The sequence below is a fragment of the Burkholderia sp. DN3021 genome (assembly GCF_049805555.1).
GTDB classification, from domain to species: Bacteria; Pseudomonadota; Gammaproteobacteria; order Burkholderiales; family Burkholderiaceae; genus Burkholderia; species Burkholderia pyrrocinia_C.
This window is the reverse complement of record NZ_JBNCAB010000079.1, coordinates 1-13,397: the sequence shown is the minus strand read 5'-3', so window position 1 is coordinate 13,397 and position 13,397 is coordinate 1. Positions and strand designations below refer to the sequence as shown.

Genomic DNA, 13,397 nt, shown 5'->3' with positions numbered 1-13,397 from the left:
TGCGGGTTCGCGGCGGTTTTTCCTTCGGCCGGGGCGCGCAAGTTTTACTGGCTGCACGACGCGCCGCCCGGGCGGCGGAAAAAATTTCCGGGCGCTTGCCGCGACGCAGGCGTGCTTAATAATTGAGCGATGTAATGTCGGGGATACGCGGCGAACGCGGAAATACCCGGCAGTTTTGACAGGGATAAAGGCGGCACGCCGGAAACACGATGAGATCGTCCATGATTCGCTACGCGCTGCCGCTGGTTGCCTGCGCCCTTCTGGCCGGATGCGCGGCCGCCCCGCTGCTCGGCTCGGCCGCGAGCGCCGTGATGTCGGCCGCCGGCATCGGCAAGCCCGAGCTGCCGGACGCACAGAAGCCGCCGCGCAATCTCGGGATCACGCTGGCTGCCGCGCCGAACCTGAATGCCGCGACCGACCACAAGCCGCTCGCGCTCGTCGTGCGGCTCTACGCGCTGAAGGATCCGACGTCGTTCCAGCAGGCGCCGTTCGATGCGTTCACCGATCCGACCAAGGAGAAGGCCGCGCTCGGCGCCGACCTGCTGAATGTGCGTGAAATCACGCTGATTCCGGGCCAGCGCTATACGGCGACCGAGAAAGTCTCGCGCGAAGCGCAGGCATTCGGCATCGTCGCGCTGTTCCGCGATCCCGCACTGCAACGATGGAAACTGACGTTCGATCCGGCGAAGTCGGAGAAATCCGGCATAATCATCGGCCTGCATAATTGCGCGATGACGGTCACCGACGGCACCGTCATCGCACCGCAACAGGGTGCGCCTTCACAACCGCTGAATATGCTTTCCTCGGTGTCCTGCGGTTAAACATGACGCACGAATGTCAATTAACAAGAGTTAACAATTGGCGATTTAATTCGGGCACGAACAAATCGATTACATCGCAACGCGACATTAACCGGATTTGACATGAGTTATTCGGCCAAGGTGCTGTGGGGGGAAGGGCTGTTCCTCCGGCCTCAACACTTTCAGCGACAGGACGCGTACCACGAGGCGCGCCTGTTCGAGTCCATCCAGGCGATCCAGCCGTACAACTGGGGCGTGCGCTCCGTGCGCATCGACCGCGACGCACTCGGCAGCAACGTGCTGCGGGTTGCCGATCTCGCGCTCGTGTTCCCGGACGGCGCGCTGTATGCCGCGCCGCAGGCCGATGACCTGCCACCGCCGATCGCGCTGGACACGCTGCCCGACGGCATCAACGAATTCGTGTTCTATCTCGCGCTGCACCCGCTGCGCGAGAACGGCACCAACTACAGCGACGATCCGGCCGCCGGCTTCATGACGCGCTTCGTCAGCGAGCAGACGAGCGTCGCCGACAACTTCACCGACGCGGCCGAAGCCGACGTCACGTTCCTGAAGACGCAGGTCAAGCTGATCGCACACAGCGAACCGCGCGATCAGTTGCTGTCGGTGCCGCTCGTGCGCGTGCGCCGCACCGCGACGTCCGGTTTCGAGATCGACGACAGCTTCGTGCCGCCGTGCCTCGCGATCGACGCGTCGCCGATCCTGCACCAGCGGCTACGCCAGCTGGTCGACGCGCTGCAGGCGAAGGTGAACGCGCTGTACGGCTTCCACCGCGAGCCGTCGAAGAACATCATCGAATTCCGCTCGGGCGACATCGCGTCGTTCTGGCTGCTGCATACCGCGAACGCCGCGTTCGCGACGCTCGCGCACCTGCACCAGCACGCGGCGCTGCATCCGGAGCGGCTGTTCCAGGAACTGCTGCGCCTCGCGGGCCAGCTGATGACGTTCTCGAAGGGCTATACGCTCGCCGATCTGCCCGTGTACCGCCACGACGATCCGGGCCCGAGTTTTGCGCGTCTGGACCTGATGCTGCGCGAGCTGCTCGACACCGTGATCTCGACGCGCTACTTCGCGATCACGCTCGACGAGGTGCGTCCGTCGTTCCACCTCGGCCGCCTCGATTCGGGCAAGATCGACGACAAGACCGAGTTCTACCTGGCGGTGTCCGCGGACATGCCGAGCGTCGAGCTCGTCGATGCCGTGCCGGCCCGCTTCAAGGTCGGCGCACCCGACGACGTCGACAAGCTCGTGCTGTCGGCAATGCCCGGCGTGCGGCTGTCGTACACGCCGCAGGTGCCGCCCGCGATTCCGGTGCGGCCAGGCGCGTGCTATTTCTCGCTCGATTCGCGCGGCGCGCTGTACGAGCGCATGCTGCAGGCCCAGTCCGCGATGATCTATGCGCCGACTGGCATCAATGACCTGAAATTCGAACTGATCGCGGTCACATCATGAGCTACGCGCCTTCCCTGTTCGGCGACAACGCGCCGGCACCCATGCATACCCCGGCGTCGACGGACTCCGCGTTCCAGGCGCGTTCGCTGCTCGACCTGCTGTACGACGGCTTCTTCATGCTGTTCCTGCTCAAGAACGGCCGCGAGCCGGACAGCGCGAGCGAGTTCAGCACGCGGATCCAGGAATTCCTGTCGGATTTCGAGCGCGGCGCGAAGAAGCTGAATATCGCCGCCGAGGATGTGTACGCCGCGAAGTTCGCGTTCTGTGCGGCCATCGACGAGATGGTGCTGTCGTCGCAGTACAAGATCCGCACGGACTGGGAGCGCCGGCCGCTGCAGCTCGTGCTGTTCGGCGAGCAGTTGGCGGGCGAGAAGTTCTTTCAGTATCTCGAGGAATGTCGTGCGCAGGGCGCGGCGCGGCTGCAGTCGCTCGAGGTGTTTCATATGTGCCTGCTGCTCGGGTTCCAGGGGAAGTATCTGCTCGAGGGGCCGGAGAAGCTGGCGTATCTGACGGCGCGGCTGGGCGACGAGATCGCGCATATGAAGGGCAAGCGCGCGCCGTTCGCGCCGCATTGGCCGTTGCCGGATCAGATCGCGCACCGGTTGAAGCGCGAGGTGCCGGTGTGGGCGATCGGGGCGGTGTTTGCGCTGGTGGCATTGCTTGGGTTTCTCGGGCTCAACTCGTATCTGAAGGACAAGACGCTGCAGGCGCTTGCGCCTTATTCGCAGGTGATCAAGGTGGGCCCGGAGTCGGCTAATTTGACGATTTCGTTGCCTTGAGAGGTGCGGGTTGCTTCTCGTGAGGAAAAGGACCGTTGAGCGGTCCTTTTTGGTTTTCGGCGCGCTCGTTGCGTGTCGTCAGAAAAGAATGAATGCGTCGTTTTCGACATAGAACACGAACGCATCGAACAACTGCGCAAGCGTAGGTTCGTCTATCTGGTCATGCGCGTTGATCACGATGTCCTCGATCGTTGAGCTGTCCAATGTGATCTGCCAGCCGGGTTGGGTTGCTATGACAGGCGCCGTGTCTTCGTCAGCGTCCTTCGTGTCGTCGGAGAATGCTCCCTCGGTATCGAGCGTCCACGGCATCGGCGGCAGACAGAGCCATCCGGAGAAATCGCCGGGGTGTTCAAGGATGTGTTTCAGCGACGCGGGGGTCGCGATGGTGGTCGACATGGGTAGTGCGGTTGTAACGGGGGAAGTGCTTGGCGGGGCGCCGTAGGGTCACGTTGGCAGGCCATCATTATGCCAATTCCGCGACTGTGAAATTGGTCTAGCGAACCTGTGCCGGTTACAGTGCAGCCCCGTTTCACGATCGAAGTATTGCCCCGCAAACCGCTTCTGACTAGGTCACTTGCTTTCCATCGATCCACAATCCGGGCCTCGTTTCAGCCCCTCCTTTCTGGACAAATTCGCATCCGATGAGCCGATCCTTGTCGACGTAGCATGTTCCGAGATGCTGCGACGTCGAAACAACGTAATAGTCCAACGTTTGCTCTTCATTCAACTGTCGAAGCTCGAAAATCAGATCTTCTATGCCGAACGTCGGTCTGTTCAACCCTCTCGAACTTTCCAACCGCCGCAGCGCCTGGCTGAGCGCAAAGTTGACCGTGCAGTGCTGAACATCGATGCGGATCGCGGTTAGATCAGGTGATAACAAGACACTGCGCAGTTCATCGGTCCAAGAACTATCCGGACGTTGATTCAGCAATTGCATCAAGTACGAAACGCTATTAGTCATTTGCATCCCTCGCGCGACACGGTAACGCCCGTTCTGGTTCCTTCTTGCAGCATCTCGGGTTCTCCCCACTGATTAATGTGAGTCCACCCCCACCGCCAAGTATCACCGGGACCAGGGGCGCCAACGGGAACACTTAGCAGCACTCCGCCCGGACCATCCTTGTTTGCATGAGAAAGCGCAATGTCTTTGTTCTTCGTCCAAGAAACATATTGACTCTGACCCGTCGTTCCGCCTTCTGCATGCTCTTCTGGCGTCATTTGTGCGCTCGGATTCGCCGGGCGGACAATGCCTTGCTTTGCTTCTTCGATCGCTGGGTGTTTTGCACTCACCCCACGATACAAGCAATTGCAGCACGTCAAGCCTAATGGATCGATCCATGTGAGGGGATTCGGTGCGTACTGATAGCCGTTCAGCCCCCCAGCCAATCCAATCGGATCCTTCGATACGAACCGACCGCTCTGCGGATCATAGTATCGATGCCGGTTATAGTGCAGCCCCGTCTCATCATCAACCCGCTGCCCCTGAAACCGCAACGAATTCTTCGCTACGATCCCCGCCGCCTTCGACACTCGCGCGATCACCTCCCGCGCTTCACCCCACGCCTTGTACGACGCTTCCCACACCACATCACCGTTGTCATCAGTCAGCAGTTGAGGCGTGCCGATCTGGTCACAGTGGTAGTAGAAGAGCACGGCGCCACCCCGCCGCTCCGGCATCCTCTGCAGCGGATCGTCCTCCGGCACATAGCGATCGGTACTCTTCCACTCCGGCGTGGTGATTCCCTCTACAGGTTCCGCCACATACTGCGCCAACGGCACGAACTTCCCCGGCTCGTAGAGATAGTGCGTACCGCGCTCGCCGTCGCTCTCATATGCCAGCGTATCGCCATCCCACCCGAACACCGTCCGCTCGCCGTTCACCTCCTTCGCGATCCGGCGACCGAACGCGTCATAGAAATACCGCGCCTGGCTCTGCCGCGACGTCTCCGCGACCCGTGCCGACAGCAACCGATTGCACTCGTCCCACTCGTATTCCTGCTCCCCCGCCGGCGTACGCTTGCGCACCAGATTCCCGCGGGCATCGTACTCAAAGTGCATCCCCGCATACGCCTTCAGCAGGTTGCCCAGCACCTTCGGCACCTCAACCGGCAACGTGCTTTCCGGCCGCACCGGGCTAGGACGAGATGCTGGCATCTCCGTGGTCCGCACGGGATCGATGATGTTGCTCGCCGGATCGAATGCAAACCGCTCCTTCGCGATGGGACTAACCGCCTCGATCAACCGCCCGACCGGATCGTACCGATAGTCGGTCCCGCCCTTGCGGCTATCCTCGATTCGCGACAACTGCCCCGCCGCGTCATAGCGATACCGCCGCTCGGCAAGCGGCGCCGGAGACGTCGATCGCTGGATCGTCTGCTGCAGCACGCGTCCGGCCGGATCGTAGTGCGTGCGCTGCCCGAGCTTGCTCGACAGCACGCGTACCGTCTCGCGATGAAGATCGTCTCGCTCGAACTGCACACGCTCCTCGCCATCGAGCAGCATCCCGTGCACATGCCCTGAGCCATACATCAACCAGTCGACCGCATGCCCGTCCGGCCGCACCGTCCGTCGCCGATTACGGAGTTCGTCGTATTCGTGATGCCACACATAGCTGCGTCGCTCGCCGAACAGATCGTATGCGTGATGTTCTCGCACGAGATTGCCGACCGGATCGAAGAAGAACTGCACGCGGCTGTACCGATTCACCGCGTCAATCAACCGGCCGCTCGGGTCGTACGCAAATCGCTCCTCGCTCTCCCCCGCGACGCGCTTCAGCAGCCGGCCATTCGCATCGACGTCGATCGACGTCACGCAACCGGCCTCATCGACCGAAACAAGGCTGCCGCTGTCCGGATCGTATTGATAGCGCGTCGACTTGCCGTCGAAGCCGACTTCCTCGATCAGCCGCCCGGCCGGATCGTAGTGGAACTGGTACGTCGCAAAGTTGGCATCGGTCAGCGCAGTCAGCCTGCCGAGGCGATCGTAGCGATACGCGATCGTCTGGCCCAGCGCGTCCGCGCGGCTCGCGATGCGACCCGCCGCGTCGTAGCCGTATCGCGTCGAGCGATCGAGTTGATCGGTATGCCGCAACAAGCGGCCTTCGGCATCGTATTGCACCTGCTCGACACCGGCAGGCGAGCGAACTTCGGTCAGCTGCCCGTTCGGGCCGTACCGATACGCAACCACGCCGCCCGCCGCATCTTTTGTCTCGATCACGCGGCCCGTATCGTCGTAGCGCCACTCCGTTTTTTTCCCGGAGCAGTCCGTGTAGCTTGCGATCTGCCCGGCGTCGTTGTATTCAAGCGTCTTCGAGCCGCCCTTCGCATCGGTAATCTGCGTCGGCAACCCGTTGTCGTTGTATTCGTACTTCGTCGAATGCTCGAGCGGATCGATTTCCTCGACGAGGTTGCCCGCGTCGTCGTATTTGCGCTGCCACACATGCCCGTTCGGATCGACGAGCCGCACCATCTGATCCTTGTCGTCGTACGCCATCTCGACAATGCTGCCGTCCGCTCGCTCATGCCGAACGAGGTTACCGCGCACATCGTATTCCCGGCGTTCGATGCTGCCGTCCTGACGGATATGCAGCACCAGATTGTGATGCGCATCGCGCCGGAACCACTCCTGATTGCCGTCCGGATACACGATCCGGTACACATAGCCGTGAATGTTGAAGTAGTACCGCGTCATCTGACCCAGCGCGTCGGTCACGTAAGTCAGACGGATGTTCGGATTCCATGCGAGCCGGATGTCGAGGCTGCCGTCATCCGCATATTCGCGGACGCACTTCGCGTCCGCATTGTCGTCAGCGTCCGCGCCTTCCCATTCGAGCGTCATTCCGCGACCGGTGCGATCGGTATAGCGCGTCACAAGGTGACGGTGATACCGATAGGTCCGCGCGTTGCCGTGACGATCGACCGCGCGCACGAGATCGCCGTTCGCATCGTATTCGTAGCTCGCCAGCAGGCGGCGCTCGCCGCCCTTCAACACGTGCTCGATCTGCACGATCCGCCCATGCCGGTCGTGCTCGAACGCAAGCACATTGCCGCTCGCGTCGATCAGGCGCGCAAGGCGATCAAGTGCATCGTAGTCCAGCGTGATCGTGTTTCCGGCCCGATCTTTCTGCATCGCGAGCCGGAATGCGTCGCCGCGACGCTCGTACACATGCAGCTCGGCATGGCCGTATGCGATCGTCACCCACGTATCGTCGAGTCGCGACAGCGTCAGGTTCTCCGACAGATCGTCGTGCACAGCCCCCGCCGCGAGCGCGGGATAGTCGATGCTGCGCCCCTCCGCATCGCAATAGATCCACTGACCATTCCTGATGTCGATACGCGTCGTATAGGGCGTGATCCATCGCGCACCGAGTTCGCCGTCGTCATACGCAGACAGTCGGGAACGATAGGTACGCTCCCAAACGAGCGGCAGCGCCCCCGGCAGGTCGAAATCCACATGTGAGAACGTCTCGTCACCGAACGCGAAATCGATCGATGCCGGCGACGACCCGAGCCCGCATGCCTTGCACGCGCTCTTCCCCGGCCCTTCGGCCGGCGCCTGCCCGTTGGTTTTCTCCAGCCCTTCCTGCTCGCGCGTCTTCTTCGCCTGACTCTTTCCGCTGGCCTTCACATCGGCGCTCTGCTCATGAAGCTTCGCGCGTGCCTTGACGCGCCCGACCGCCTCGATCAGCTGCAACACCAGCCACATCATCTTGCCTTCTTCGCTGCCGGCGAGCGAACGGATCGACTTCGCAATCTTCGGTGCCTCGGTTCGAAGGAATGCCACCGTGCTGCGAAACGGCTCGAGCCACGCATCGGGCGTCAACGACGCGACGGTGCCCGCGGTTTTGTTGACGGCCTTCTTGCCGAGCGCCTTGGTGCCCTCGTACGCGAACTGGATACCGTCACCGACCCGACTCGGGCTGTACCACGGCCGGTTGTCGGCCATCTTGTCCGCGAGCGCTTGCTGGCGTTTCAGGTTGGCGCTGGCATCGAACAGCTGGCCGTGCAGCGCCTTGTCCATGCCGGTCGCCAGCGCGAGCATGATCTCCTCGGCTTTCGACGCGCATCCGTCGAGCAGGTCGACGAGGCCAGCTTTCAGCTTGTTGAGAAAATCCTCGATCTCGGTCGCGCAGGTCGCGTTGATGTGCGTAACCAGCACGGAGATGATCGCCGCGCCGAGATTGTTGCGCGTCGCCATCAGTTCATGGCGAACGAGCGCAAGCAGCGGGCGCGCCGACATCCGGAACGGCGCGAGCGTCGGCGGAATCGGAATGATGCCGAGCAGATTGATCGCGAGGCTCATGTAGTCGAGCACCTGACCGCCGCGCTTCTCGATGATTTCGGCGATATCGCCGAGCGCATCGACCATCGCCATGATGTTGCCGACGATCGGCACCGCGCCGGCAAACGTCTTCACATCCTCGAACGTGATGTGGTCGCCGCTGATCCGCCGCAACCACGCATCGAAGCGGTTGCCGACCGCGGCGACGTCCTTCTCGGAAACGTCGCTGAGCCAGGTAACGGCCTGTTCCTTCTCGGCGCCCGGTGGAAGTTGTTGTGCCATGTCGTTGTTCGTTCAATTCGTTTTTTCAAGACGGCTGACAAGCCGCCCTCTCAGGATTTCAGTGGGCCGCCAAACCCGCTCGTCGGCAGCTTCATGCCGCCCGCGGCCGACGCCATCGTCGTCGCGCCCTTGCCGGCAATTCCGGCGACGCCCGGCAGCGCACCCTGCACCGCACCGGACGCCATGTTCGCAGCCGGCGTCGCCAGCGCCGCGAGGCCGCCCTGACGTGCAGCCTGCACCATCCCGGCAACCTGCTTCGCCGCACCGCTCAGGCTCGACGCCGTCTGCAACGCCGACGCCACGCCAGCGCCGCCCACCGCACTCGCGGCAGCCGGCAATGCGGAACCCGCAAGCCCGCCGAGCGCAGCGCCCGCGCTGCCGCCGCTCACGAGCCCCATCGCCGCGGTCGTCGCCGCAGGCGCCATCCCCTGCAACTGGCTCGCGAGCTGCCCGGTCGCCGCGGCCTGCGCAGCCTCCGGCGACGGCCCCACCGGCTCTGCCGGCCACTTCGCGTGCTTGAAATAATTCGCCGGCTGATCCGACTCGCGCGGATCCTTCCCGAACTCGACGCGTACCGCGCCCGGCGGCAGTCCGCTCACCACCGTATAACCGCTGTTGTCGAGCGCGCCCTTCTTCAGCACCGCGCCGTTCACGTCCCTCACGGTGAACAAGCCGCCCTTCACCGCCTCGCCGTTCGCGTACTTGTGCAGCAACTCCAGCTGCCCCGGCTGATCCGGCCGCGGACTTGGCAGCGGATATCCCATGCTCGCCGGCCCAGCGAATGTATGCGACGCGCCCTTCACATCGATCTTTCCGGGGGCATGAACTTCGATGTTGCCATCCTTGATCCGAATGTATGCACCGCCGCTCGTCAGCAAGATTCCCTGATCGGCCGCGATCTCGATCCGGTCAGTCGCCGACACGATCTTCACCGCCTTCTGCGCGGTCACCTCGACGTTGTCCGACTGCGCCTGGATCTCGACCTTGCCCTTGCCTGCGAACAGCTTCATCCCCGCGTTCTGTACGAACAGGCTCAGCTTCTGCCCGATGCTGCCGATCAGCGACTTGCCCGCCGCAACATGCACGCTTTGCCCGCTCGCGACGTTCACGTGATCGTTCGCGACCACATGCACCGACTGCTGCGTCGACATCCCGATCCCCGACGGGCTGCCGAACAGCATCACCGGTTCCTTGAACGCGTTCGCATTGCCCGTGCCGCCGCCTGCCGTACGTCCGCCGGCGGCGCTGCCCGATGCGCTGTCCTGCGTCGCATCCGTGAACGCGCGCATCGTGTCCTGCGCGTCCTTCAGGCTTTCCGCCTGATGCTGCTCGCTCACGCCCGACATCGCTTCAACAAGGCTCTCGCCCGTCACAAGCTGCTGCTGCGCCTCCTTCACGTCGAGCGGCTGGCTGTTCGCCGACTTCGGATACGTCGTCACGTACAAGCCCTGGCTCGCCCGCACCGCGCCGTACGCATCGGAGCGCAAGTCGAACCCGCTGCCGAGATACGCGCCGCGCGAATTGCCGCTCTGGTCGATGATGTAGCCGAGATGCAGCAGGCTGTTCGCGCTGCTGCTCATCAGTTGCACGCGGTTCTGCCCGGTCGCGTCGTCCATCACGAGCTGGTTGTAGCCGCTGCCCGAATACTCTTTCGACCGATATCCGGACAGGATCCCGTCGGTATGCCACTGCGGCTGGTTCGCCCCGTTGTACACGCGCCCGACCGCAAGCGGCCGGTCGCAATCGCCGCCGACGTAGTCGATCAGCACTTCCTCGCCGATGCGCGGCACGTGCACGCCGCCGTAGCCGCCCCCCGTATCCGACTGCACGACGCGCACCCAGCACGACGCGTTCTCGTTGCCCGGGTTCAGGCGGTCCCAGATGAACTGCACGCGAATCCGGTTCAACGCGTCCGTATAGACTTCCTCGCCCTGCGGCCCGACGACGATCGCCGTCTCGAGGTGCATCTCCGGCTTCTCGTGTTCGAACGGGCTGCGATACGGCACGCTCGCGCGTTGCGCTTCGACTTCGACGAGATAGAAGCCGGTCGAGCCATCATCGTGCGGCACGCGAAATGCGGGATCGGCGCCGTAGCGCTCCTGCGCCTGCGTCAATGCCTCGCGCAGACTGTATGGAAAGTCCGCGCTGTCGCTCGCGACGGGCAGGTTGTTCTCGATCCACCACGCCACCTCGATCGCGGCGAATTCGCGCTGATCGGCGGGATCGCGATCGTGCTCGGGATGGTCGGCCAGCGTGAAGCGTCTGCCCGCATCGATCGCGCGCACGCCACCCGCGCCATGGAAGCGCTTTGCCTGCGACTCCCATTCCTCCATCTTGATCTTCGTCAGATGGTCCCCGCGCGTCTGGTCCAGATACGTATAAGCGCCCGTGTACTCGTAGACTTCGAGCTGGTCGGGCAATTCGCCCTGGCCGCCCATCGTCGGCATCGACGTGCCTTTCGGGTTCGACGGCTGCGAAGGATTCTTGTAGTCGAACGTGCGTGTCGTGCGCGTCACGCTCTGCAGCGTACGCGTGCCCGACCATTGCGTGAACGCGTCGGCTTCGCTGGCCGCGCCGCCGTGATAGAAGCGCACGGTCTCCGGCGACAGCGGCGCGAACGCCTGCAGGTTGTCGGTAATCACGAGCGTATGCGACTTGCCGTCGTCGGCCTGCTGCCACGCGCAGTAGAGCCCTTCGTTCTCCATCAGCCGATGCACGAAATGCCAGTCGGTGTCGTGCTGGCGTGTGTACGAACGGTTCGGCAGCGGTTTCGACAGCGCAAAGCGGAAATGGCCTTGCGCCTGCGGATGCTTGTTCAGCACGTCGGAAATGATCTGGTCGACGGTCGTGTCATTCCAGAGCCGCTGATCGCGGCGGAACTTCAGGAAATGGGTGAAATCGGCGAACGCGAGCTGATATGTCGTGAGCCCGCCGTCGGCGCCCAGCCGGCGCGCGGTATGCACGTATCCGTTGATCGACCGGTAGCTGCGGTCGCCCTGCTGAATCCACAACGTGACGGGCTGCGCGATCAGCTTTTTAAGTTCCAGATCGCTATCGGTCGACAGTACGTCGAGCGTGAACTCGTACGCACGCCCGATGCGCGAACGGCCGACCGCCCGCTGCACGGTCAGGGTATTGGCCCCCAACGGCGTATCGAGCTTCAGCAGCCGGCCCTGCTGAAGCAACCCGCCGCGCAATGCGGCAATTGTGTTCTGCATGTTCATGAACGGCCTTTTCTTCTTTTGACGCGCCCTCGGATGGCGCCGGCATTTGATTCCGCTCGCGCGATTTTACAGATAAATTACGGCACGAACCCGAAATATGACCTGATTTAAAAGAACATTTCGAGTGCAATCGGAAAATATCCGAGCGGGACTGCTCACCGAATTGCTCGCCCCCAGCCGAGCCGATTCCTGTCCACGCCACAGGAAGTCAGTCGCTTCTCCCCATGAAATCGATTTCAATCAGGGCCAATTCGACTTTCGGTGCGGCGCGGTTGCGAGTAGTGTCTACGTGCCCGTATTGCGGCCCACCGGGCGCGGCCGGCGCCCGGCGCTCACCACAACACCGTTCTGAACACTGGAGATCTGCGATGAAACGTTCGAAGTTCCTGCTGTCGGGCCTGCTGCTCGCATCGGCCCTCGGCTTCACGGCCGTCGCTGCGCACGCGGAAGACCTGCTCGATTCGGTGAAGAAAGCCGGCGTGCTGCGCGTCGGCCTCGAAGGCACGTATCCGCCGTTCAATTCGCGCGGTACGTCGGGTCAACTCGAAGGCTTCGACGTCGACGTCGCGAACGCGGTCGCCGGCAAGCTCGGCGTGAAGACGCAGTTCATCCCGACCGAATGGAGCGGCATCATCGCGGGCCTGCAGGCCGGCAAGTTCGACGTGATCGTCAACCAGGTCACGATCACGCCGCAGCGCAAGGAAGTGCTCGACTTCAGCCAGCCGTACACGTACTCGGCCGCGCAGCTGATCCAGCGCAAGGACGACACGCGCAACTTCAAGTCGCTCGACGATTTCAAGGGCAAGAAGCTCGGCGTGACGCTCGGCACCAACTACGACCAGATGGCGCGCACCGTGCCGGGCATCGAGGTGCAGACGTATCCGGGCGCGCCGGAGAAGCTGCGCGACCTCGCCGCGGGCCGGATCGAGGCGACGCTCGACGATCGCCTGATGCTGCCGTACATGATCAAGACGTCGAACCTGCCGCTGCGCGCGGGCGCGGTGCTGAACGGCGGCAAGCAGGAAATGGCGATCCCGTTCCGCAAGGGCAACCCGAAGTTCGAGAAGGCGATCAACGACGCACTGGCTTCGCTGCAAAAGGACGGCACGCTGAAGAAAATCTCGATGCACTGGTTCGGCAGCGACGTGACGGTGCCGGTCGCGCAGTAAGCGGTTTCCGGTGTCTCGGCGCGTCACGCCCTTCGTCTCGATGAAGGCGTGACGCTTCCTCTCAGGCCGCTTCGTCGAAGCGCGCCAGCAGCATCTGGCCGATCGGCGTCAGCGCCGGGCGCGCCGCCACCGTGTTCATGCGCACCTGCGTATCGACGACCAGCCGCTTTTCGACCAGCACGGCGAAGGCCGGATTCGATTGATCGACGCTGTCAGGCGTACGCGCAATGCGCAGCAGCATCGAGAATTCATGCGGACTCAACATGGTCCCTGTCTCCTGATCGTTCGCGATCCGGGTCAATCGTAAGCGCTCGACACGTACCGTCTGTTCATGAGGGCGCGGCACCGGCAATCTGATTCCCATCAGATGTAATGGGAATCAGATTGATGAAG

9 protein-coding genes are annotated in these 13,397 nt (G+C 63.0%); 4 read left to right on the top strand and 5 right to left on the bottom strand.

Translation table 11 applies throughout. The features are described from left to right. Positions 1–209 precede the first annotated feature (209 nt). The 3 genes from tssJ to icmH all read left to right on the top strand — a co-directional run bounded on the left by tssJ (position 210) and on the right by icmH (position 3,049). Positions 210–821 carry a type VI secretion system lipoprotein TssJ gene (gene tssJ / locus ACPUER_RS28730; RefSeq protein WP_072442950.1) on the top strand — a complete coding sequence of 204 codons (612 nt, stop codon included), beginning with the start codon at positions 210–212 and terminating at the stop codon, positions 819–821. A gap of 102 nt (positions 822–923) precedes the next feature. Beyond that, positions 924–2,270, top strand: coding sequence for a type VI secretion system baseplate subunit TssK (gene tssK / locus ACPUER_RS28725; protein WP_175963196.1), 1,347 nt, complete (start codon positions 924–926; stop codon positions 2,268–2,270). Then, positions 2,267–3,049 carry a type IVB secretion system protein IcmH/DotU gene (gene icmH / locus ACPUER_RS28720; protein WP_034183673.1) on the top strand — a complete coding sequence of 261 codons (783 nt, stop codon included), beginning with the start codon at positions 2,267–2,269 and terminating at the stop codon, positions 3,047–3,049. The genes tssK and icmH overlap by 4 nt, the downstream gene beginning before the upstream one ends. A 78-nt stretch (positions 3,050–3,127) precedes the next feature. Here icmH and ACPUER_RS28715 read toward each other — a convergent pair whose 3' ends face one another. From ACPUER_RS28715 to ACPUER_RS28700, 4 genes are all read right to left on the bottom strand, one after another. After that, the gene (locus tag ACPUER_RS28715; protein ID WP_425132738.1) at positions 3,128–3,445 is read right to left on the bottom strand and encodes a DUF7716 domain-containing protein; all 318 of its coding nucleotides are present in this window, start codon (positions 3,443–3,445) and stop codon (positions 3,128–3,130) included. 169 nt (positions 3,446–3,614) lie between these two features. Then, entirely contained in the window at positions 3,615–4,010 is a 396-nt protein-coding gene (locus ACPUER_RS28710) for a hypothetical protein (RefSeq protein ID WP_310141888.1), read from the bottom strand. Continuing rightward, entirely contained in the window at positions 4,007–8,611 is a 4,605-nt protein-coding gene (locus ACPUER_RS28705) for an RHS repeat-associated core domain-containing protein (protein WP_425132737.1), read from the bottom strand. The genes ACPUER_RS28710 and ACPUER_RS28705 overlap by 4 nt, the downstream gene beginning before the upstream one ends. 50 nt (positions 8,612–8,661) lie before the next feature. Beyond that, the gene (locus ACPUER_RS28700) at positions 8,662–11,835 is read right to left on the bottom strand and encodes a type VI secretion system Vgr family protein (protein WP_425132736.1); all 3,174 of its coding nucleotides are present in this window, start codon (positions 11,833–11,835) and stop codon (positions 8,662–8,664) included. 368 nt (positions 11,836–12,203) lie between these two features. Between ACPUER_RS28700 and ACPUER_RS28695 the strand changes: the two genes are divergently transcribed. Continuing rightward, positions 12,204–13,004 carry a cystine ABC transporter substrate-binding protein gene (locus ACPUER_RS28695; RefSeq protein WP_034183669.1) on the top strand — a complete coding sequence of 267 codons (801 nt, stop codon included), beginning with the start codon at positions 12,204–12,206 and terminating at the stop codon, positions 13,002–13,004. Positions 13,005–13,065: 61 nt separating this feature from the next. Here the strand turns inward: ACPUER_RS28695 and ACPUER_RS28690 are convergent, their stop codons facing one another. Further along, entirely contained in the window at positions 13,066–13,269 is a 204-nt protein-coding gene (locus ACPUER_RS28690) for a hypothetical protein (RefSeq protein WP_175963204.1), read from the bottom strand. Positions 13,270–13,397 lie beyond the last annotated feature (128 nt).

Coding starts and splice junctions, on each gene's coding strand:
- ACPUER_RS28710 (WP_310141888.1), bottom strand. CDS start 4,010: ATGACTAATAGCGTTTCGTACTTGATGCAATTGCTGAATCAACGTCCG.
- ACPUER_RS28700 (WP_425132736.1), bottom strand. CDS start 11,835: ATGAACATGCAGAACACAATTGCCGCATTGCGCGGCGGGTTGCTTCAG.
- tssK (WP_175963196.1), top strand. CDS start 924: ATGAGTTATTCGGCCAAGGTGCTGTGGGGGGAAGGGCTGTTCCTCCGG.
- ACPUER_RS28705 (WP_425132737.1), bottom strand. CDS start 8,611: ATGGCACAACAACTTCCACCGGGCGCCGAGAAGGAACAGGCCGTTACC.
- icmH (WP_034183673.1), top strand. CDS start 2,267: ATGAGCTACGCGCCTTCCCTGTTCGGCGACAACGCGCCGGCACCCATG.
- ACPUER_RS28715 (WP_425132738.1), bottom strand. CDS start 3,445: ATGTCGACCACCATCGCGACCCCCGCGTCGCTGAAACACATCCTTGAA.
- ACPUER_RS28690 (WP_175963204.1), bottom strand. CDS start 13,269: ATGTTGAGTCCGCATGAATTCTCGATGCTGCTGCGCATTGCGCGTACG.
- tssJ (WP_072442950.1), top strand. CDS start 210: ATGAGATCGTCCATGATTCGCTACGCGCTGCCGCTGGTTGCCTGCGCC.
- ACPUER_RS28695 (WP_034183669.1), top strand. CDS start 12,204: ATGAAACGTTCGAAGTTCCTGCTGTCGGGCCTGCTGCTCGCATCGGCC.